Annotated in this window: 10 protein-coding genes; 3 read left to right on the top strand and 7 right to left on the bottom strand. The window is 48.5% G+C overall.

What is annotated here, in order from left to right:
- Positions 1–68: 68 nt before the first annotated feature.
- Entirely contained in the window at positions 69–1,421 is a 1,353-nt protein-coding gene (locus tag BLX24_RS24620; protein ID WP_071505883.1) for a vanadium-dependent haloperoxidase, read from the bottom strand.
- A gap of 196 nt (positions 1,422–1,617) precedes the next feature.
- Here BLX24_RS24620 and BLX24_RS24625 point away from each other — a divergent pair, with 196 nt between their 5' ends.
- On the top strand, positions 1,618–3,120 hold the full coding sequence (locus tag BLX24_RS24625) for a bifunctional metallophosphatase/5'-nucleotidase (RefSeq protein WP_083422156.1): 1,503 nt from the start codon (positions 1,618–1,620) through the stop codon (positions 3,118–3,120).
- A 22-nt stretch (positions 3,121–3,142) separates the two neighbouring features.
- Here BLX24_RS24625 and BLX24_RS24630 read toward each other — a convergent pair whose 3' ends face one another.
- From BLX24_RS24630 to BLX24_RS24655, 6 genes are all read right to left on the bottom strand, one after another.
- Positions 3,143–6,505: a VCBS repeat-containing protein gene (locus tag BLX24_RS24630; RefSeq protein ID WP_071505885.1), complete on the bottom strand. Its 3,363-nt coding sequence runs from the start codon at positions 6,503–6,505 to the stop codon at positions 3,143–3,145.
- Between the two features lies 1 nt (position 6,506).
- Complete coding sequence (locus BLX24_RS24635; protein ID WP_071505886.1) at positions 6,507–9,845, bottom strand: VCBS repeat-containing protein; 3,339 nt, start codon at positions 9,843–9,845, stop codon at positions 6,507–6,509.
- A gap of 31 nt (positions 9,846–9,876) precedes the next feature.
- Positions 9,877–10,443: a hypothetical protein gene (locus tag BLX24_RS24640; protein ID WP_071505887.1), complete on the bottom strand. Its 567-nt coding sequence runs from the start codon at positions 10,441–10,443 to the stop codon at positions 9,877–9,879.
- 80 nt (positions 10,444–10,523) lie between these two features.
- On the bottom strand, positions 10,524–12,029 hold the full coding sequence (locus BLX24_RS24645) for a RagB/SusD family nutrient uptake outer membrane protein (protein ID WP_071505888.1): 1,506 nt from the start codon (positions 12,027–12,029) through the stop codon (positions 10,524–10,526).
- Positions 12,030–12,060: 31 nt separating this feature from the next.
- Positions 12,061–15,087 carry a SusC/RagA family TonB-linked outer membrane protein gene (locus BLX24_RS24650; RefSeq protein ID WP_071505889.1) on the bottom strand — a complete coding sequence of 1,009 codons (3,027 nt, stop codon included), beginning with the start codon at positions 15,085–15,087 and terminating at the stop codon, positions 12,061–12,063.
- A 425-nt stretch (positions 15,088–15,512) separates the two neighbouring features.
- The gene (locus tag BLX24_RS24655) at positions 15,513–18,302 is read right to left on the bottom strand and encodes a substrate-binding domain-containing protein (protein WP_374755017.1); all 2,790 of its coding nucleotides are present in this window, start codon (positions 18,300–18,302) and stop codon (positions 15,513–15,515) included.
- 407 nt (positions 18,303–18,709) lie between these two features.
- Here BLX24_RS24655 and BLX24_RS24660 point away from each other — a divergent pair, with 407 nt between their 5' ends.
- Together BLX24_RS24660 and BLX24_RS24665 are read left to right on the top strand one after the other, a co-directional pair.
- Positions 18,710–19,366: an MFS transporter gene (locus BLX24_RS24660; protein ID WP_143092796.1), complete on the top strand. Its 657-nt coding sequence runs from the start codon at positions 18,710–18,712 to the stop codon at positions 19,364–19,366.
- A gap of 253 nt (positions 19,367–19,619) precedes the next feature.
- Entirely contained in the window at positions 19,620–22,577 is a 2,958-nt protein-coding gene (locus BLX24_RS24665) for an FAD-binding and (Fe-S)-binding domain-containing protein (RefSeq protein WP_071505891.1), read from the top strand.
- Positions 22,578–22,625 lie beyond the last annotated feature (48 nt).

Below are 22,625 nucleotides of genomic sequence, written 5' to 3' on the forward strand. Positions count from 1 at the left end.
AATGAATGGTAATCTGCTTTTGACCCGGTTACGGGATGTTGATGATGGTAACCGGTCTGTTTCTGAATTTAGCGCTGCGCTACAGATGTTTTCGGGCTTTTTACTTTCTGCAGAATCCAGTTGCCGATTTTCTCACCTTGCACCAAACCCCGATTCAGTGATGACATATAGTGAATACCCCCATAAAAACGGCTTACCGATGCTTCACGGGCTGCATCTTTGAATGACTTGAACGAGCGGACGCCATGACCATACTTAAACTCGGTCGAGTCGACAAACGCAATATTGTCGCCCAGCAGGCCGGTCATTACCGTAGCCGCAGCCGAGGAGATGACACTGTGGCCACTGGTGTACTCGGGGAACGGGGGCGTTTGCAGGAACGGTGCCCATTTCGGGTCAACGTATTTGTTGATAACCGTTTCCGGGCGAACCATTTTACTGCGGTATTTTTCGTCCCAGCAAGAGATAAAGCCATCGGCCAGGGCAAACGACGTAAGCGTATACAGTTCGACCGACTGCATCAGGTTCAGCTTTTGTTTAGCCGCCACCGTTGAGGCAATGTGTAACCAGTGACCACCCGGCGTCATTTTCTTCGAAGCATAGGATACGTGACCGGCTACGTTAATTACAAAAGCATTGTCATCCCAGAAATAAGCAATGTCGTGCTGGTCTTTGGTCAGGTTTTTACCTGTTTCGTATACGTCCATTACCTCCTTGAAGTAAGGACTTCCTTTGGATACATTATAGGCCACCGGGCGCTCCGGCATAAACTGGTTACAGGTATCCATTACCCAGCAACGGATTTTATTCCATTGTGGCTCTGCCGCATCCATATAGGCCGGCGGCGTTGGTACCCAGGTACCTTCTTCGTTGGTAACGGTATGTTTAAAACCCCGTGTCTGCTTATAATGATCTTTCGACGCAAAATCCAGAATGTGTTTGGCCACGGTCTCCCCGTATGCGATAGAACGTTCATAGACTTCGTCAGGAACGCCGTCTTTTTTGTATTGCTCAAAAAAAGCCGGCTCAAATTCATCGTAAAAGTTTGTTGAAAACGTCAGGGCCCGTGCTACCGTCAGGAAGGCTTTCGCACTGGCCAGCGGGAAACAGTATTCCTGACCGGCATCCGGTTTGGGAGCAGGCGCCAGCGTTTTTACTTTACCTGCCAATGATTCGTATTTGGCATCGAAGGGAACAAGGGCCTCATAACCCGCCATGTTGGCATAACCGTAGATCCGGCTGGCTACCGGTGGCGAGAAAATATCATGGATAACCACCTGTGTCAGTTTATCCAGTGCCTGCGTATAGCGTGCCGGATCGGCAGCCTTCGCATTGTATTCTTCAGGAGAGGCTTTTTTCTGGCAACCGGCTACACTGAACAGCACAATAACCAGCCATCCGCAAAGGAGTCGTTTTTGCATAATAAGAAAAGAAAGTTACAGCAGTATTTAACCGTATGTCTAGTGGACTAATGTGGTAACAAAAATAAGGCTTTCTATCGCATTTTTCGTAGAAAAATAAGGATTAAATAGGTGATATTGATCAGTAAACAATAACTTAATGCATAGATAGACCTAATTTGCGTATAGTACCATCATTGTACGAAACCTTTTGACTATGAAGTATAAATACAGTCTTTTTTTGCTGGTCCTCTCGCTATGGATCACAGGGTGCCGGACTACTCAGCCAGTCACCTTGCTGCATATCAATGACGTATACGAGATTACGCCACTCGATAACGGCGCAATCGGGGGTATGGCACGAGTAGCAACACTTAATCAGCAGCTGAAAAAACAAAACCCGCAGACCTATTTCTTCCATGCCGGTGATTTTCTGAGCCCATCCGTTATCGGTACGCTGAAAGAAAACGGCAAAACGATTCGCGGGAAGCAGATGGTGGATGTCATGAATGTGTCGGGCGTGCAGTATGCTACCTTCGGAAACCATGAGTTTGATCTGGACGATAACCAACCGGTCAACCTGCAGGAGCGCATCAATGAGTCGGCATTCCAGTGGCTGGTTTCCAATGCCAAACAAAAGCAGGGTGCAGATTATGTGCCGTTTCATAAAGACCACGATGGTAAACAGGAACTGTTTCCAACCTCGGTTATCCTCAATACTCCTGCTGCCAGAATCGGTGTACTGGCTGTAACGATCCCGGTAAATAAGCCATATGTGCAGTTTGCGGATCCGATTGAGGCGGCTAAACAGGAATATGCCCGCCTGAAGCCCAACTGCGATTTTGTGGTAGCGCTGACACATATTAATGCCGTAGACGATAAGCGGCTGGCCGAAGCATTGCCTGACCTGAAACTCATCATGGGCGGACACGATCATGACAATATGCGGATTCCGGTGGGAAATCTGACGGTATGTAAGGCCGACGCCAATGCCAAAACCGCCTACATCCATCGCCTGCTGATCAATAAACGGACTAAAAAGGTAAAGGTGGTTTCGGAACTGAAGACGATTGACCGCAGCATTCCGGATGAACCGGCAACCGCGCAGGTAGTACAGAAATGGCAGCAGATTGCCGATAAAAGTTTCCGCGATATGGGTTTCAACCAAACAGAGGTCGTGACAGTGGCCACTGAGCCGTGGGATGGCCGCGAAGCATCGGTCCGGAACCAGACGACCGTGTTGACCGATCTGATTGCCAAAGCCATTCATGCGGCGGCGCCGGATGCTGATGTGTCGCTATACAACGGCGGATCAATCCGGGTGGATGATGTACTGAAGGGCAATATTACCCAGTATGACATTGTCCGGATTCTGCCGTTTGGCGGCGAAATACAAACCGTATCAATGACCGGCGAGCTGTTAAAGCAGGTATTGACTACCGGCCGGCAGAATAAAGGGCGGGGTGGTTTTCTGCATTACGATGGGGCGCAATACAACGAAGCAGGTCAGACCTGGACGGTAAAAGGGCAGCCTGTTGATCCGGTCAAGGTGTATAAAGTAGCCATCAGCGATTTCCTGATGACCGGTAAGGAATTCGGTATGAGTTTCCTGACACCGGAAAACCCGGGCGTGAAAGGCATAGAAAAAGCCGACAAATCGAATCCGGGCGATCTGCGAAGCGACATCCGGAAAGCGTTTATCGGCTATTTCAAAAAATAAGTTTAGCGACCCGATGGCCGTGTTACTGAGGCGTTTTAGCTGGGGTAACACGGCTTGTTTTTTCCGGATCAATAACCAGTACGGTCGCGTCGTTCCGGGCAATCACCAGCACCGGCTTGCCGTTTAGCTGTAGCGTAGCGATGCGTTTGATCTGGCCCGTAACCGGCAGTTTGCCAAGTGAGGTCACTGCAAATTCACCTTTCCCTTTGTTAATCAGTAATTTGCCGTAATCGGCATCGTAGCGGCCCATCTGGATATTACAGCCGTAGAAGTTGCCGCCCATGACTACATCCGGTAATTTATCGCCGTTGGCATCAATGAGTTGTGCCGTATAGTAAGGCGCAAGCTGGGCGCTGTATGGCAATGCTTTTACGGTAAAGTTGCCTTTCCCGTCATTCAACAGTATCGCGTTTTCGAAATAGTTGGCTTCCAGTACGCTGGCATTGCCCAACACGTCTTCGCCGATCAGGTCACTCATGCTTGCTTTGGCAAAGTCTTTGGCGTAAATGAACTTCTTCTTAATAAACGGAAACTGCTTTTCGGTCTCGGCTTTGTTGGCAAAAATGACTTCTTCGTTATTGAGGTAATAACTCAGTAGCTGATCCATCTTCTGGTTATTGTCGAAGTCGCTGACGTAGAGCCGGACCGGCTGCTCAGGGGAAGCTTTCAGGCGGCTGTTCAGACCAATGTTTCCCGCCAGAATATCAATGTCGCCGTCGTTGTCAAAGTCGGCGGGCAGGCTAAAATTCCACCAGCCTTTGTTGGGAATCAGCATACGCCTGGTAAAGCGGCCACCGGTATTGTCGAACAGGCAAATACCGTCCCATTCGAGGGTGAGCAGCAAATCCTGATCATTGTCCTTGTCGATATCGACCCATTCTGCGTTTTTCACCAGCCCGACGGTTTTCAGTTCCGGGGCCAGTTGAGCGGTTACGTCAGTGAACCGGCCTGTGCCGTCGTTTTGGAGCAAATACGATTCCGGCGCTTTGCCATATTCAAACGGGATGGTACGGCCACCGATAAAGAGATCCTGCCTCCCGTCGCCGTTCATGTCAACGGCCCGTACGGCTGAAGCGGTCAGGTAAACGTTCGGAAACGCATCGGTTTTGCGGGTAAAATTGCCTTTACCGTCGTTCAGATACAGGCGGGGCTGGCGGTATTCGGATGTACCGGCATACTCGTTGCCGCCGCTGGCAATGACCAGGTCCGGATGAGTATCCTGATTTACATCCACAAAAACCGCGTCAACGTCTTCGTATACACTGTCGGCGGCCAGCGCTGGCTGGCGGCTCCGGCTGAATGTGCCGTTCGCCTGTTGCAGAAACAGCGCATTGACCTGATCCCGGGCTGCTCCCACAAACACATCCTGCCGGCCATCGTGGTTCACGTCGCCGACCGCCAGTGCCGGGCCTTCCATGGAGACCATATTCGGAATCAGGGCTTCACGGTCAAACTCGGTATAGTTGTTTTCAACGTGGCGGTAGTTAAGGCCGGTTTTCTGCGTAATATCCGTGAAGGTTAACGGAGTATCAGTCGTTGGCCGGTGTGCCGCATAGTCGAATACCGGCAGCCCGGTCTGATACGTAACGGTAATGGCCGGTTTGTCAAACGCGATTTTCTGATAACGCCGGTCCGGCCAGATGATCAGCACCGAATCAATGTCGGCTTTATTGCCCAGCCCAACACTCAGCGGAACCTCCATACTCGACTGGAAGCCCCGTACCGGAAACTTCTCGTAGACAAGCCGTTCGGTACCTTTGTATACCAGACACTTTGTGCCGATGGCATTCAGATTCCGGGAAGGACCTTTCAGCTGAATGGTCAGCGACGCTTGCTGAGGGGCATAGGCATTTGCCAGGTTTTCGTAGACAAACGCCTTATCGTTGATGTTGTTGGTTACCACATCAAGATCACCATCATTGTCGAGGTCGGCATAAACAGCTCCGTTGGAATAGGAGGGTTTGTCATTTTCAATGGCATCCTGCAAATCCAGAAAATGCAGGTCGGCCTGGTTGCGGAAGAACTTATTGGGCAGTTTGATCTCCGGCAGCTTGTCAATGAGCGACTCGTCGTTTTCGTCTATTTCCTTCCGTTCGAGCCGTTGCTGAATGTCTTCGTTAGACACAAACTGAATGTAGTCGATGTCGTTCATCCGCTTCGGAATACCGTTGGAAATGAAGAGGTCTTTCCGTCCATCATTGTCGAAATCCATCAGCAGGGGCGACCAGGACCAGTCCGTTGCGTGTACACCGGCATACATACCAATCTCCGAAAACGTGTTATCGCCGTTGTTGAGCTGTAGGTTATTGCGGGCAAACTGGTAGTTGTATCCCTGGCGGATTTTGTATTTGAAAATGTTATAGGAATCCTCCCCTTCCGACCGTTTCAGGATTTCGCGGTCGGCCGGCAGCATATCGAGCGAAATAATTTCGGGGTAAAGATCATTGTTGATGTCGGCAATGTCGATTCCCATCGAAAACTGACTGGTATGTGCCATTTCGTTCGTCAGATCCTCGCGGAACGTCCGGCCATTGGTGCCAGGCTGGTTGATATACAGATAATCATTTTCGTGGAAATCATTACCGATGTACATATCCGGATAGCCGTCGAAATTGACATCGCCGACGCCGACACCTAAGCCGTAGCCCAGCACATCGCTGATGATACCTGCCTGAGCGGTGATTTCGGTAAACCTACCGTTATCATTCCGGAAAAAGCGGTCACCGGCAGTAGGGTGTGTTTTGCCCTGAAATGCCTGACGAAAGCCAAATGTACCGTTCTGGTGTACAGAATGATTAAGCTGAAACATGTCCAGATCGCCGTCCAGATCGTAATCCATAAAAGCTGCCTGTGTGCCCAATCCAACCAGATCGAGGCCATAGGCTTTCGACTGTTCTTCATACACGGGAACCCCTTCTTTGGTGATTTCCTTACAGATAAACAGGAGGTTATGTCCTTTGAAATCCGCAAAACCACCCACCTGACTGATGTATAAATCCAGTTTGCCGTCCTGGTTAATGTCGACTACCGACACGCCGTTAGCCCAACCTTTCTCCTGATTGATGTTAGTTTTAGGCGTTACGTCGTCAAACGTCAGCTTCCCGCGATTGAGGTAAAGCCGGTTTTCCTGCAGGTTTGCCGTAAAGACAAGATCAATCAGGCCATCGTTGTTAAAATCGCCCGCACCAACCCCACTGCCATTGTAGAAATACATGTAGCTGAAAATATTGAGGTCTTTGGTCGGTTTCAGGTCGTTTGAAAAGGCCAGCCCCGTTTGGTCAGCGTCGAGCCGCCGGAACATGGCCGGTGTATTTTTGGGTTGCTGACAACTGAACATGCCGGACAGCAGCAGTATGGATACCAGTAGTTGACTGATTCGTTGCATGTTAGTTGGCCAGTTTAGACAGTCTGGGAGCTGCGTTATTCACCAGCGTAATAAGGTATTTCTGTTGATTGATGACAATCGGGCTGATCTGTTTGACCTCGCCGTCTGCCAGATACCCGCTTTGCCGGTTTGGCACCACGTTAAAGCCGCCTTTCGGCCGGCTCAGCAACACAAGACCACGGCAGGCATCAATCATGCCCAGTTGCGGTAAAAACTCTGAGAAGTTTCCGCCCATGATCAGGTCTTTCTTACCATCGGCGTTGAGATCTTCGCAGGTAATGGCGTTGATGCACGACAACTGCACCGCATCGGGTAGTTCCTGCACCGTAAACTGTCCCTTACCATCATTAACGGCAATGATTGACTTTTTATAATTGACCGTTTTTACCTGACACGCGTTCAGCACGTCAGACGGAAACAGATCTTGCAGTGTTTTGGTGGCGTAGTCGGTGTGTTTCAGGATTTTTGTTTTCAGAAACGGAAACTGCTCGGCCATCTCGCGCTTCAGAAATACCGGAACATCCTTGCCATTGAGGGTTTTAGTCATCACCTTGTCGAGTGTGCCGTTTTTTTCAAAGTCATTGATCCATAGCTTTAACGGCGCCTCGGCTGTAGCTTTCAGGGAGAAATTATCGCCGATGTTGCCCAATACCAGATCGAGATCTTTATCGCCGTCAACGTCCAGTACGCCAACACTGCCCCAGAAGCCGTTCAGCTCGCTGAGTTTGTCGTCGGTTTTTGTAAGCCGGCGATTCTGGAAGCGGTAGACCTGCGGAGCCATCCAGTCGCCAACCAGAATCAGTTCTTTTTTCTGGTCACCATTGAGGTCGGCCCAGGCAGCATCCCGTACCATACCAGCCTCAAAAAGTTCCGGGGCCAGTTGTCTGGTGACGTCGCGGAACTCGCCGGTGCCATTGTTTTCATACAGAAAATGCTGCGGGTTCAGCCCATACTGTCCGGGATAGCTCCGGCTGCCAACGAACAGGTCGAGGTCACCGTCGTTATCAAAGTCATACGGCCGGACCACCGACGTATTCATCGTGTTGGGTGGCAAAGCCCGGGCATTAATGGAGAAGTTGCCTTTACCGTCGTTGGTATACAGGCGGTCCATCAACTCACGGGAGCCCATGGCGGCTTCATTGCCGCCGCTGCCAACGTATAAATCGAGATCACCGTCTTTATCGGCATCAAAAAACTCGGCTGCTGTGTCTTCAAAACCGGTGAAGTTTTTGAAGACATCCTGATCTGTGGCTCTAAAGCCGGCGGCGGTCTGGATGTAGAGCTGCTTGGGCTGCATTTTAGCTCCACAGATGTATATATCCTGACGGCCATCGCCGTTTACGTCGCCAATAGCTGCCTTCGGCCCCTCGTTCGAGAGCTTCATCGGGATATTCCGCTCATTGAAAAAGTCCTCGTAGCTGTTTTCAACATGGGGCGCAAACGGGCTGTTAACCGTCGTTAGCAAGGGCTTGAGAGCGGGTTCAGCGGCCTTAATTCCGGTTTTTCCGTCTTTAACCGAAAGCGTAAGCGTTGTTCCCGCTTTGGGTTCTTTCACGACGGTAACCCGGCCGTCATACCAGGTAACCCGCACTGAATCCAGCTGCGTCAAAGCACCTAATCCAACAGTTTGTATGTATTCGGTGCTCGACTGAAAACCCCGTGCCGGTGCAATGTACCGGCTGAAAATCTGCTTTGGTGCAAACAGCTCGATTTTAGAGCCGATAGCGTAGGTATTCTGTCCGTCGCCTTTCAGACTGACCTTGATAAAATGGTTGGTTTCTGCATGGCGTTCGGAGTGATTCTGGTATACAAAACAGGGCTGATTCACGTTGTTGACCACCAGATCCAGGTCACCGTCATTGTCGAGATCGGCATAGGCCGCACCGTTTGAAAACGATGGATCGGCAAAGCCGAACTCGTCGCCCTGCTCTGAGAACCGCAGGTTTTTATTGTTATGAAAGAAATTGTTCGGAATCGGCCGCGAAGGCATATTCCTGACGATTTCGTCGAACTGCTTTTTTTCGCCCGACATGGCCATAGTCTGGGCTAAATCGTTAGCAAAAAAGTCGATAAAATCCTGATCAATAACGTCGTGGTAGATGCCGTTACAAACATAGATGTCGTTATACCCATCGTTGTCGGCATCGAACATAAGAGCCCCCCAGCTCCAGTCGCTGGCAGCGACGTCGGCATAATTGGCAATCTCACTGAATGTTCCGTCCTGATTATTGAGCTGGAGGCAGTTTTGTTGCAACTGATTGTAGAAACCACGGTCGCGTTTGAGTTTAGCAAGGTAAAAAGTCTCAAAGGAGGTGGTTGTTTTCAACCGCTTCTCGTCACGCGGCAGCATTTCGGTCGTAAAAATTTCCTGATACCCGTCATTGTTGATATCGGCCATGTCGGCACCCATCGACGCAATGCTCAGGTGTTTCATCCGCTGCTCAATTTCTTCGGTAAACGTCCCGTTGCGCTGGTTGATATAGAGGTAGTCTTTCTCGAAAAAGTCGTTTGAGACGTAAATATCGGGATACATGTCGCCGTTAACATCTCCCACGGTGACCCCCAGGCCGAAGCCGATCAGGCTGCTGTAAATACCGGCGTCCTTGCTGACATCGTGGAAAACGCCGTTATCATTACGCATCAGTTTATCGCCTCCGCCTTTCAGGAAATCTTTGACCGGCCAATCTTCGGCCCGGAGATTACGGTTGTTGGCAAAGTCTAAGGTGTTAACCGGGATAAAGCTGTTATTGAGGATGTAGCAGTCGAGGTCACCGTCGCGGTCGTAGTCCAGAAAAGCGGCATGAGTGGTATAGCCGCCTTCGTCGAGGCCATATTTTTTGGCCGATTCGGTAAACGTCTGATTGCCGTTATTGATGTAGAGGTCGTTTTCTTGCCCGACGCCTTTCTGATAACCGGCATTACAGACGTAAATATCCAGCAGTTTGTCGTTGTTGATATCCACCATTACTACGCCGGTCGCCCATTTCCCTTTGCCGGTTAAGCCGGCCTTTTCGGTAATATCCTCAAACTGCCATTTACCGTCGGCACTGGCGCCCTTGTTGAGGTACAATTTATTGGACCCCATGTTGGAGGTAAAGAAGATGTCAGTCCAGCCGTCGTTGTTGATGTCGCCTACGGCTACGCCCCCCCCGTTATAAAAGTTACGGTAACTGAAAATGTTAAAGTCTTCGCGGTTTTCCACCTTATTCTGAAAGTCGACACCGATGGCTTCATTGTCCATCCGCTCAAAGAGCGTGTCTGTTTTTCGTGTTGAGCAGGATACACACAAGTACATGGCTAAAAGCATGACGGCCAGACTTGCTATATTAATTCGTTTCATAGGTTAGTTCGGTAGGCTAAAACATCCTGTTTTAGTAAAATAACTCTTTGTCAGAGATGCCAACACTGACAATTTTGGGCTGACGGTACACAATGATCCCCTTGACCGTATTCCAGGTTGACGGCTGATTCTGGTTGCCATACCGGGCGATTTTGCCCTCCAGCCGGATCACGGCGCGGTCTCTATTGAAGGACTCTATATAAATCTGCCCGTCGGTCATCAGGTAGCCTTCGCCGATTTTGTTGATGGGGTCAACCAGTTTGCCAATCAGAATGCTGGCTGCGCCCGGATTATCAATAGTAACGGGTACGTGAGCCGGATGGGATTTGTACCAGTCTGTACTACTGAACGTTATGATAATATTGCTTTGCTTTTCATCGGTCAGGTTTGCCCGGAAACCGGTGGGGTTCACCATGATGCTACCAGTAAATACGGTTTCATCTGTATAAAAGGGTTTTGCATCGATACTTAAGAGAATCTTTGCCTGATCCGGTTTTAGTGAAGTATAAATAGTATCTACATCGGGATCGGATGTGCAGCCTGCCAGCAAAAGCAGCAGGGCGAGAACAAAAGCAGGAGTGAGTCGGATAATAGTCATACTAAACAGGAACTTAAGTTAACAAAAATGCTCGACTAGTCGAGCATTTTTGTTGAACAAAGAAAAGGAAGAAAATGATATTAGTAACCAGTATTCTGCTTTAAGTTCGGGTTAGATGCAATGGCATCAGATGGGATCGGATACAGAACCGTATACGCGTTTTTGTTGTCAACACCTATACCGGTAGTGAATTTGCCATAGCGAACTTCAACCGTACGCTTGCCACCTTCCCAGTAGGTTTCGCGGCCAATTTCGTCAAAGATATCGTCTTCTTTAACCGAAGTGAGAGCAGATGCTCCGCGTAACTTGCGGAGATCATTAATGGCAGTCAGTGCACCGGCTGTATTACCTGAGCGGAATAATGCCTCAACCTTCATCAGGTAGGCATCACCGTAACGGATGATTATGTACTTGTTGGCATCAACCGGGTGATATTTAATTACGCGGATACCTTTATCGGTAGCAGCACCCGATAATGGTACATCCCGGGTGAAAGATAGCGGCTTATTAGAGCGTTCATCTATAATAGCGGCACCCTTTTCGTCATACTGTGGGCCAATCAGGAATCCGCGGCCAATGCCAGAGAGCGGAGTACCATCTTTTTTCGGCGCAACGCCCTTACGAGTGTCGTTAGCTTCGAATTTGTCATAGAAATCAGCCAGGGTCGCGAAGCCATTCCAACCAGATGGCTTCTGATTGTAGTGCAATGTCATCATCCAGCGGCTCTCTGGTGACCCCTGGGCACCTGTCAGGATAATTTCACTGGTTGCGTTTTTCGTGAAGTTATCAAAGTAGTTCGGGCTTAGTTTAAAGCCTGCTGCTGTAATTGCATCAACATATTTTACTACGTTGTCCATGTCTGCTTTGTCGAACGTATAAGGGCCTTCCGGCTTGGCTGACTTGTAAACGGTCTTGTTCAGATACAATTTTGCGAGCAGGTAATTCGCTGATGCCTTCGTTGCTGTCGGGTTTACTGACGTTGCTGTTCTAGCTTCTGCTAAGTCAGGCAGTGCTTCTGTCAAATCCTTTACGATGTAGTCAAACGCTTCTGAACGCGATAATACTTTCGGATTGTCGTTTACTCCCTGGTTAACATCCCGGACCGGAACCTGACCCCAGTAGTCCATTACATGGAACATATTCCAGGCACGCAGAAACTTGGCTTCCGCAACCTGTGCTTTGGTTGCACTTGTTGTGGCAATAATCTGTGTTGCCTTGAATACTTCCGAATTCAGGTTATTCCATGAATTCAGTACAAAGGCGTGCGTAGCGTCCCACGTGTGCTGATCCAGGGTACGCCATACGCCGTTATCTCCCCAGTCTACACCACGGGTTGGCGGGATCATTTCGGCGGTTACGTGTACGCCCAGTGAATAGATGTCTTGCTGACTCGCGAAGTTATTACCAAGGTTATTATAGGATGCCTGAAGGGCATCCGTAACATTGGGCAGACCGGAAAACGAACCTGAGGCTGATTGCGGTACAACAATAGAAGAAGTTTCCTTCACATTCAGGTCGGTACAAGCGGTTACAACTGCTGCCACTACCCCGACACTAAGTATTACTAATGAGTTGCTCTTGCTCATATTGATTTTAAAGGGAAAAAGTCAATCAAGATCAGAAAGTAAAGCTTGCGCCTAATGTCCATGTACGTGCACGCGGGTAGGCAGTATAATCAATGCCCAAAGATGGAACGCCGTTCAGTGACTTGTTCGTGTTTACCTCAGGATCCTGACCTGTGTATTTGGTAATAACGAACAGGTTCTGGCCAGTCAGGTATACACGCAGGTTCGACAAAGCCGAGTTACCGGTGTTGAACTTATAGCCAATGTTGAGGTTCTGGAAACGAACGAATGAACCGTTTTCCAGGAAACGGGTTGATACGTCCGGTGCGTTGAAGGCACCTTCGGCCAGCCCTGGAACATCACGGGTTACGTTACGCCCGTTGTTGTATGAACCTTTTGTAAAATACGCGTTAGCCGTGTTGTTATAAATGTAGTTACCGGCTACTGCGTTGAAGAACATACTGGCCGTCCAGTTTCCGTAGCGCAGGTTAGCTGTTAAGCCTCCCGTGAATTTAGGAATCGGCGACTTACCAATAAACTTCTGAATGTCACCACCAACATAGATTGAGTTGCCCTGGTCATCGTAGCCATTAAACTCTCTCAGGAAGTAAGCGAACAACGGCTGGTCATTGGCAATACGCTGTGCATAAGCTCCTGTCAGACCCTGACCGCTGATACCACCTGTGTTGATGATACCACCGTAATTTTTCAGGATGTTCTTGTTGAAGGCACCGTTAGCGCTGATGTCTAAGCCGAATTTTGCTTTGTCAACGGCAACAAAGTTCAGCGCCAGTTCAACACCACTGTTGATTACGTTACCGTCAATGTTTTTCCAAACGAACGGAGTCAGCGCTGGTTGAGCCGACGCTACCTGAATCAAGAGGTTTTGGGTACTCTTGTTATACACATCGATACTACCTGAAACGCGGTTGCCTGCAATGGCAAAGTCGATACCGCCATTAATCTGTGTGGCCGATTCCCATTTGAGGTCAGCGTTCGGGAAGGCAACGGAGTTCAGGCCGCCACCGTTAATAGGAGTACCACCTGGTGCCAGAGTGCCGATATTATAATCACCATAACGCTGACGCTGTACGAACAGATTGTGTGGTATTGACTGGTTACCCGTAACGCCATACCCGAAGCGCACTTTCAGATCCTGGAAGATGTTTTTAGGAATGAAGTCCTGATTGATCAGCTTATAGGCAACCGCTGCTGATGGGAAGTAACCATACTTGTTGTTGGTACCGAAACGTGTTGAACCGTCAGCACGCAACGTACCGGTTACGATCAGATCACCCATGCTCAGGTTTACACGACCAAAGAATGACTGTAATTCGTCTTTCGTATAGTTCGTGTTGCTCAGCACGCTACCGATCAGGTTTTGGCTTGGGTCAAAGTTCGCCGAAGCTGCGTTCTGAATCATTAGGTCCAGGTCAGTAGTACGAAAGTTTGTAGCAGATGCCTTCTGGTAAAAATATTCAAAGCTCTGATAAGAATAACCTAACAGGGCATTCAGGTCTACTTTGCCTAACTGCTTGTTGTAAGTAAAGTAGTTTTCCCACAAGGTATTATCTATCTGAATGTCCGTAAGATAAAGGCGGCCTTGCCCCTTGATGTCTTGATAGCCTAAGTCTTTTGAAAAGGCAGCCTTACGGGACGACATTGATTTGTCAAAACCATATACGGTTTTAAATTTCAGCCCATTGATAATTTCGTATTCAAGGTTGATATTACCGACCGCACGCAGCGTTTTTGTGTTATCTTTTGACAGATCAAGCAGTGCCTGTGGGTTTGGTTCTGCCACGTTTGATGATTGATATAACGTACCATCTTTGTTATAAACCGGCAGGGTTGGATTCGTTTTCAGGATATTACCTAACAAGTCGCCTTGATAACCAGCGTTATCGGTGACCGGGATGTTGCCATCTTTCGTCTGTGATACCGTTGTCTGAATGCCAATATTCAGTTTGTCGTTGATAAACTTCTTATTACCGTTTACACCGATGCTGATCCGGTTCAGCGAGCTTTTCTCCATAATACCCTGCTGATCAAGATACCCTAATGAGAAACGGTAGTTACCGCTTGCATCACCGGCACCATATGACAGGTTTTGCTGGTTCGTGATACCCGTACGGAACAGAAGTTTCTGCCAGTCAGTGCGGGACTCACGGTCGTTGGTTGGCTGTAATTTAGCGTATTCATCCGGGCTCAACAGGTCATACTTTTTAGTAATGTTGCTGATACCGATGGATGGTGAATACTCCAGTGTACCTTTACCACCTTTCCCTTTTTTGGTTGTAATCAACACAACACCGTTTGCACCCCGTGCCCCGTAGATCGCTGTTGCCGAGGCATCTTTCAGAATGTCCATTGATTCGATATCGTTCGGGTTCAGGAAGTTCAGCGGGTTACGGGCTGAAGACGAACCGATACCTGAGTTATCACCACCTGACGAAGTTTCGTCACCGCTCAGTGGTACACCATCAACAACAAACAGCGGGTTGTTACCGTTACGTACTGAAGACGTACCACGGATACGGATGTTGATCGGACCGCCCGGCTCACCGTTACCTTGAGTAATGGCAACACCTGGTACACGACCCTGCATCAGCTGCTCTGGCGAGATAATAACCCCTTTGTTGAAATCTTTGGAACCGATTGCATTAACGGCACCAGTAAGATCTTTTTTCTTCACCGTACCGTAACCGATTACAACAACTTCGTTCAGAGACTGGCTGCTTTCTGCCAATGTTACATCAACGGTGCTGCGGTTACCAACCTGAACTTCCTGTGGTTCATAACCCACAAAGCTGAAAACGAGAACTGCCTTATCTGGTACTGCCATTTTAAAATTACCGTCCGCATCAGTGTTTGTACCACGGCTGGACCCTTTAATGGCGATACTAACACCAGGCATTGCACCCCCCTTAGCGTCTTTTACCTTACCAGATACCTGCTTGTCCTGAGCCCAGACACTCAGCGACATAATCATCATGAAAGCCGTTAGCAGCGTGGTGCCTATTGCCGTTTGGCTCCGGGCTGCGGCTCTCCAACCCACTAAAGAGAAAATGTTCACCATAGGTTAAAAGAATGATTAGACTGTTAAATACAAATTGTTACATAAAATGATCAAAAAACAACATTGATCATGATGCAAAGGTAGCCGAATTGCTCCTCAATTTGTTAAAACTTATCCCAAAATAATTAAAGTTTGTTTCGCGCTTGTAAAAAAGGGAAAGCGCTTAAAAGATAGATATTTGTACTATTTATGGATTTAATTTGTCCGTAACGACATTTAAAAAAGTTGCGAGAGCTTAAGTTTTGTAACAGTATGTTACTTGAAAAGTACAATTTAAGCCTGCCAATTTGGATATTTACAATTGCTTAATTCTGTGTTAAGAAATGTTAAATTTACACGTATATATGATAAAAAGATATTATAAAGTTGAAATATACGTTGATTCGAGGTAATCTGACAAAGGGAGAACTGTGCTGTTTATACTCTTAATTTTGTGAAGGAGTGTGTAAATTCTTGAACTCAGATGGGGAAATGTTATACTTCTGCTTGAAAGCTGTTGCAAAGTAGGTAGACGATGAAAAGCCTACTTCATAGGCTACTTCCGCAATTGTTGTGTTCTGACGAAGCAGGAGCTGACGGGCTTTTGTAAGTCTGATGTTCTGCAGATAATCCATAACACCGCAACCGAGCAAGGCTTTTGACTTCCGGTAAAGCTGCATACGCGACAAACCAATTGCCTGCGCAATGCCATCGACAGTAAGTTCTGAGTTGGCAATATTCTGTTCAATAACTGCTGTCAGGTCATCTACAAACTTACGGTCGGTACGTTGCGGGGCAAGGGTTGCCGTGTCCAGTGATAACTCCCGCCGGAAGTGATCGCGGATGCGTTCGCGGCTACGCAGGAGCGTTTTCATACTTTCAATCAGATAAATTGGATTAAAAGGCTTCATGATATACAGATCCGCTCCCGACTGCACCCCTTCAATAATCTGTTCCGGCGTGTTCCTGGCGGTCAGCATGACAGCCGGAATGTGTGAGGTACGCCAGTCATTTTTTAACTGATTAACTACCTGAATACCGGATTGACCTGGAATAACCACATCACATACGACAATATCCGGCAGATTCTCGAAGGCCATGGTCACCCCTGTATTGCCGTCTGCCGCTTCCAGAACCTGAAAATGTGGTTGTAATTTGCTGACCAGGAAGGCACGCAGGTCGGCATTGTCTTCAATAACCAGTACGGTTGCTTCGGCATTAGGCGGTGGCAAAGAGGGCATGCTGGTAGTGTATTCGAATAAAGGAGCCTGATCGAATGTGGGCGGTGAAAAAGCTGAAGGCGTCCAGCTTGGCTCAACCGGCAGACTATCCGCTGTTTTATCCGGTTGAGTTAATGGCAGGCGTACAGTAAATGTGCAGCCGTTACCAACTTCACTCCGGACACTCAGATTGCCATGGTGCATCTGTACCAGCTCATGCGACAGGGCCAGGCCGATACCTGTACCTCCAACGGAGGTATTGCCCTGGTAAAACCATTCAAAAATATGCTGCTGCTCTTCCTGGCTAATGCCCTGGCCGTCATCCTCAACGGTTATCAAAACCGATTCGTTACTGTCGTCCAGACTGACATGCAGCAGGATCTGGCCACCATCAGTAGTGTATTTAAACGCATTTGCCAGCAGGTTGTAAAAGACTTTATCCAGCAGGTTGGCATCAAACCAGACTGCAATGCCAGGCGCAGAGCTGGTTAGACGATAGGTGATACGCCGTTGACGGGCTATGTTTTTAAAGACATTCATGATCTCCTGAACAAACCAGACAATGTCATACTGCGCTACCCGTAACGGCATTTTGCCAACTTCAATTTTCCGGAAATCCATTAGCAGGTTAACCAGATGCAACAACTGCTGCGCATTCTTACGAACAAGCTCCAGGTCTTTCCTCTGATTACCGGGGGAGACGTTTTTATTCGTCAGGATATCTTCGATTGGCCCTAAAATCAACGTAAGCGGCGTCCGGAGCTCGTGTGAAAAATTCGTAAAGAACCGGAGTTTGGCCTCTGTACTTTCCCGGAGCCGTTCGGCCATGTCAAGAATCTGATTTCGTTGCGACAGAATTTCCTGATTCTGGGCTTCGAGTTTGGCATTGATGGCCCGGTTTTCCCGTAAACTGATAAAGACAATGGTGGCGAGGATAATGGCGCCAATCAGCAGGAATACCAGGATATATAACACAATTCGCTGATTGTGATAAAGATTACTTTGTTCCTGAAGACGTATTTGCTGCCGGGTAATGTCCTGCTGCTGGCTAAGAATTTTATCTGACTGCACTTTCAGGCTATGGACATTAGCCGGATTAATTACCATGGTCTCCAGTATATTCTCTTTGCTAAACGGCTGTTTGCGTAAAATTCTGAGTGCGGTACGAATCGCTTCTTCGCCACCGGTCGGATAGAGCATGGTTGCATTAATAATACCCTTTTCAACCAGGTCAATGCCGCCATTCGGTCCTGCCAGGCCATCAACTCCTATAAATTTGATTTTTTGCTCCAGTCCTGCCTGTTTGCAAACCTTGTATGCACCCAACGCCATCCGGTCGTTGTGAGCATAGATCAGATCAATATCAGGATGCTTGGCCAGCATCGCCGGCAGTTGCTTGAGTACATACTCTTGCTCCCAGTCACCGTGAAATTTATCAATCAGCTGTATACCGGGAGACTGGGCAATCGATTCCACGAATCCGGCATGCCGGTCCCGTGTCGGCGAAGCACCGCTGGTACCTAAAATTTCCAGTACCTTTCCATTGCCCTTTAATAAGGTATTGATATAATGGCCGGCCGCCCGTCCGATCTCAAGGTTATTGGATCCAACGTAAGCCGTATACTTTTTCGAGGTTGTTTGCCGGTCAAGAATAACGACCGGTATACCTTTATTATATAGTTCCTCAACAATGGGTGTAATCGGTATCGCTTCGTTCGGTGAAATAATAAGCAGATTAACACCGGCATTCACCAGTTCGCGGATTTGCTGAATCTGGAGTTTACTGTTTTCGTGTGCATTCCGGTGAATAAGCGTAAGATTCGGGTAAAAACTAACTTCACGTTCCATCCCTTCCTGCATGGATTTGCGCCACGTATCTCCCGCTGTACATTGAGAAAAGCCTATAATGTATTCGTTTTCTTCCGGATTTGTTTCTTTACAACCTGTACTTATATATAGAAGTAACAGCGGCAGGATCCGGATGAAAGGTATGAACTTACGGATATAGTAGCAGATGGCTGGGTACATATTCTTCAAGAACGGAATACCGATAAGATTACAGGTTACGAAAAGGGCGTAAGATAAAATGTAATCTACAAAAAGTATAAACATTTTGTACAGTTTGTGCAAAAAAATTAAAGCACAGTGAAATAAAAATGAAGATTTACAGCATATAAATAGCTGATTTTTTGAAAAGTGTAGTGTAAGAAATAAGTGATTACTCAATTAACAGTTTACTTGATAGCAGAATTTTACCAATCAATCTGGTAACAACGTATATGCTTTTCCCTTTGTTGCTTAGCGTTATAACGGAAGTAGGCCAATGTATGATGTAATAAAATTAAACTATTTTGAGACGGCGTTAAATTATACACAGAAACGGCCGCTCTATTTTTGTATCGGGTCATATGAATTAAAGAAAAATGTTTTTTAGGGCACTTATTGTTTCATGGGGAGGCTTACTGTTTGGATACAAACTGGCAATCCTATGCGGGATAAACAGATGGTTCCGGTTGCCCTTTACAATAGATCGTGTTAGTGAATACCTGTTTAGTAGCCTGACTATATCCGGATTTCTAATGGGTGTTCTGTTAAGCTGGCAGTTTTCAAAACGGACAGGACACTGGAAGACACTGGTTTGGGTTACTGCCTTATATCTGATCACGGCCATTGGCTGCAGCCTGGCTCCGGATTTGTATCTGCTCGCTTTTTTTATTGGTGCCGGCGGGGTTTGTCTGGGCGGTACGATTGTGAGCTTACCAGTATATGTAATGGAGGTCGTACCCGTGAGTTTCCGTTCAAAAACAATCATCCTGTTTTCGGTTGCTACAATCCTCAGTATGCAATTGACATATACGCTGTTACCGGTTTATACTATTTACTGGCGATGGATTCCGGGGGCAGAAGCGATTGTTGCTCTGGGACTAATGCTTTCGCTTTTTACGATACCTGAACAGGGCAGGCCATTAACCGCAGGAAGCCCGGAAATCACGATGGATACAGCCGGACAAGGACCTCAGCCCGTTTTAAACGGACATCCACAAGCCGGTATGGCAGAATCAGGAACTGTCAGCAAATAGCGTTTACACACCAATCATTTAAGTTGTTAAGGTTAGGTAAAATAGGGGTAGGTCCCTGACCTACTTCATATTTCTTCTTTATGTCTCCTCGATTCATCAGCTGCCGGTGCATGCTTTCGGCCAATCTACCGGCTTTGTTGTGCCTAAAAATCCCAAGCCCCGAAAAATAGTTGTAACTTTCGCATCCTAAAATCAATTACCTCAAACGGTGAAAGCTACCCGTGAGCTTTTGCATTATGGTACCTCCCATCGCATGATTAATGTCGAAACGTTACGGCAGTTTGCCGGACAACTAGAGGGCGAAGTATTTACCGACCGCACGATGCGGACCCTCTACGCAACCGACGCGTCTGCCTACCGCGAAATGCCACTGGCTGTGGCTGTACCTAAAACGGTCGATGACCTCAAAAAGCTGATTTCGTTTGCGCGCGAGCACAAAACGTCACTCATTCCACGAACTGCCGGCACGTCGCTGGCAGGGCAGGTGGTTGGCAACGGTATTGTAGTCGATGTCTCCCGTAATTTTAACAAAATCCTTGCGTTTAATGCGGAAGAACGATGGGTGCGCGTACAGCCGGGGGTTGTGCGTGATGAACTGAATATGTTCCTTAAACCGCATGGCCTTTACTTCGGTCCGGAAACGTCGACAGCCAACCGGGCCATGATTGGCGGGATGGTGGGCAACAATTCCTGTGGCTCCAACTCGGTCGTTTATGGCTCTACCCGTGAACACCTGTTATCGGTTAAGGCGATTCTGGCTGATGGCGCCGAGGTTGAGTTCAGCACGCTTGAAGCGCCGGTATTTCATGAGCAGGTAAAACAGGCGGCTCAGAAAAACGGCAGTGCTACGCTTCTTGACCGTATTTACCTGAATACCAGCGAAATTCTGTCATCTCCCGAAAATCAGGAGGAAATCCGGCGGAATTTTCCGAAAAAATCCATTGAGCGCCGGAATACCGGTTATGCCCTGGATATGCTACTGGATTGCGAACCGTTTACGGAGGGTGGTGAGCCGTTCAATTTCTGTAAACTAATCGCCGGTTCAGAAGGAACACTCTGTTTGCTGACCGAAATTAAACTGAACGTTATCCCGTTGCCGCCCAAGGAATCAGGGCTGGTATGCGTACACTGCCACTCGGTGGATGAGGCGTTGCGGGCCACGTTGATTGCCCTGAAATATAAGCCGTTTGCTGTCGAGCTGATCGACGATATTATCCTGGCACAAGCTGATACGAACGCGGAGCAACGGAAAAACAGCTTCTTCGTGCAACGGACACCAACGGGCCATTTCCCGATTATCCTCGTTGTTGACCTGTCGCGCGAGGACCGTGCCGAAATCCAGCGTCTGGCCATTGAGATGGAAGCTGAGATGCGGGCGCAGCATATGGGCTATCATTTCCCGCTCCTGTTCGGCGACGACAGCAAGAAAATATGGACCCTCCGTAAAGCGGGTCTCGGACTGCTGGGCAACCTGCCGGGCGACGAAAAAGCGGTGGCTGTTATTGAGGATACCGCCGTTGATGTGCGCGACCTGCCGGACTATATCCGCGACTTCAACGAGATTCTGAAGAAGCATAACATGTCGTCTGTACATTACGCGCACGCGGGCTCGGGCGAAATCCACCTCCGGCCAATTATCAACCTCAAGACCGAAGAAGGCCACCGGCAGTACCGCCTGATTGCCGAAGAAATTGCCACGCTGGTAAAAAAATACGACGGTTCACTGTCGGGTGAACATGGTGATGGCCGCTTGCGGGGTGAGTTTATTCCGCAGATGGTCGGGCAGAAAAATTATGAGCTGATGCGTCAGCTGAAACATACGTGGGACCCGTACGGTATTTTTAATCCGGGGAAAATTGTTGAAACGCCGCCCATGGATACGTTTCTGCGGTATGAAGCGGGCCAGCAAACGCCGGTATTCCAGACCTATTTCCGGTACTATAACCAGGATGTACTGCAACATGCTGAGCAGTGCAACGGTTCGGGCGATTGCCGGAAAACGCATGTGTCGGGCGGAACGATGTGCCCGAGCTATATGGCTACCCGCAATGAAAAGGACACAACACGGGCCCGGGCCAACATCCTGCGTGAGATGCTGACCCGCTCCGATAAGGATAACCGCTTCGATCACGAGGAAATCAAGGAGGTGTATGACCTGTGTCTGTCATGCAAAGGCTGTAAGGCCGAATGTCCGTCTAACGTCGATGTGGCCAAGCTGAAGGCTGAGTTCCTGCAACATTACTACGATACCAACGGCGTTCCGGTGCGCTCGCGCCTGATTGCCAATTTTGCGTCTTTGTCTAACCTTGCCTCGCTGGTTCCGTGGGCATGGAATGGGGTAATGGGAACGCCTGCCCTGCGGCGGGTTGCCAATCGCGTCGTCGGTTTTCACCCCGACCGGACCATGCCGTCGATGGCAACCACCACCGTAAAGCGCTGGTGGCAAAAAAATAAAGGCAAATCACTGAGCCGTAAACCGGCTGGGAAAATCTACCTGTTCTGTGATGAGTTTACCAACTTCAACGATCCGGAAGTTGGCGAAAAAGCCATTAAGCTGTTTGAACGTCTGGGCTACGAAGTCGTAATCCCTGAACATGGCGAGAGCGGCCGGGCAGCGTTATCAAAAGGCTTATTGAAGCAGGCAAAGAAACTGGCCGAACACAACGTTACTGTACTGAAAGATATCATTTCGGAAGAAACACCGTTAGTAGGATTGGAGCCATCAACTATCCTCACATTCCGGGACGAATACCCGGATCTGGTCGATGAGTCGCTGGTAGAGGCTACCCGCCGGCTGGCTAAACTGGCCCTGACCTTTGAGGAGTTTGTCGCCCGTGAACTGGATGCCAAACGGATTCGGCCAGAACAGTTTACGACCGAAAACCGGTTAATAAAGTTACATGGCCACTGCCAGCAAAAAGCGGTATCGTCTTTAGTGCCAGGGAAAAAGGCACTGTCGTTGCCGAAAAATTATACGGTGCAACTGATTCCGTCGGGTTGTTGCGGGATGGCTGGATCGTTTGGTTACGAAGCGGAGCACTACGAAATTTCGATGAAAATCGGTGAACTGGTGCTGTTCCCGACCGTTCGTCAGCAGCCGGAAGATGTAATTATCGCCGCGCCGGGAACCAGTTGCCGGCACCAGATCAAGGACGGAACCAGCCGGAAAGCCAAACACCCCGCCGAGATTCTGTTCGAAGCACTGGTATAGGTGAAGGAATAATGGAGACTGTAAAATGACTATCGATTATTCGTTTTT

Origin of the sequence: Arsenicibacter rosenii, assembly GCF_001870735.1 — a bacterium.
GTDB classification, from domain to species: domain Bacteria; phylum Bacteroidota; class Bacteroidia; order Cytophagales; family Spirosomataceae; genus Arsenicibacter; species Arsenicibacter rosenii.

Bases quoted from the DNA above. Each gene is read 5' to 3' on its own strand.
- BLX24_RS24630 (WP_071505885.1), bottom strand. From the start codon at position 6,505: ATGCAACGAATCAGTCAACTACTGGTATCCATACTGCTGCTGTCCGGC.
- BLX24_RS24620 (WP_071505883.1), bottom strand. From the start codon at position 1,421: ATGCAAAAACGACTCCTTTGCGGATGGCTGGTTATTGTGCTGTTCAGT.
- BLX24_RS24665 (WP_071505891.1), top strand. From the start codon at position 19,620: ATGATTAATGTCGAAACGTTACGGCAGTTTGCCGGACAACTAGAGGGC.
- BLX24_RS24625 (WP_083422156.1), top strand. From the start codon at position 1,618: ATGAAGTATAAATACAGTCTTTTTTTGCTGGTCCTCTCGCTATGGATC.
- BLX24_RS24645 (WP_071505888.1), bottom strand. From the start codon at position 12,029: ATGAGCAAGAGCAACTCATTAGTAATACTTAGTGTCGGGGTAGTGGCA.
- BLX24_RS24650 (WP_071505889.1), bottom strand. From the start codon at position 15,087: ATGGTGAACATTTTCTCTTTAGTGGGTTGGAGAGCCGCAGCCCGGAGC.
- BLX24_RS24635 (WP_071505886.1), bottom strand. From the start codon at position 9,845: ATGAAACGAATTAATATAGCAAGTCTGGCCGTCATGCTTTTAGCCATG.
- BLX24_RS24640 (WP_071505887.1), bottom strand. From the start codon at position 10,443: ATGACTATTATCCGACTCACTCCTGCTTTTGTTCTCGCCCTGCTGCTT.
- BLX24_RS24660 (WP_143092796.1), top strand. From the start codon at position 18,710: ATGTTTTTTAGGGCACTTATTGTTTCATGGGGAGGCTTACTGTTTGGA.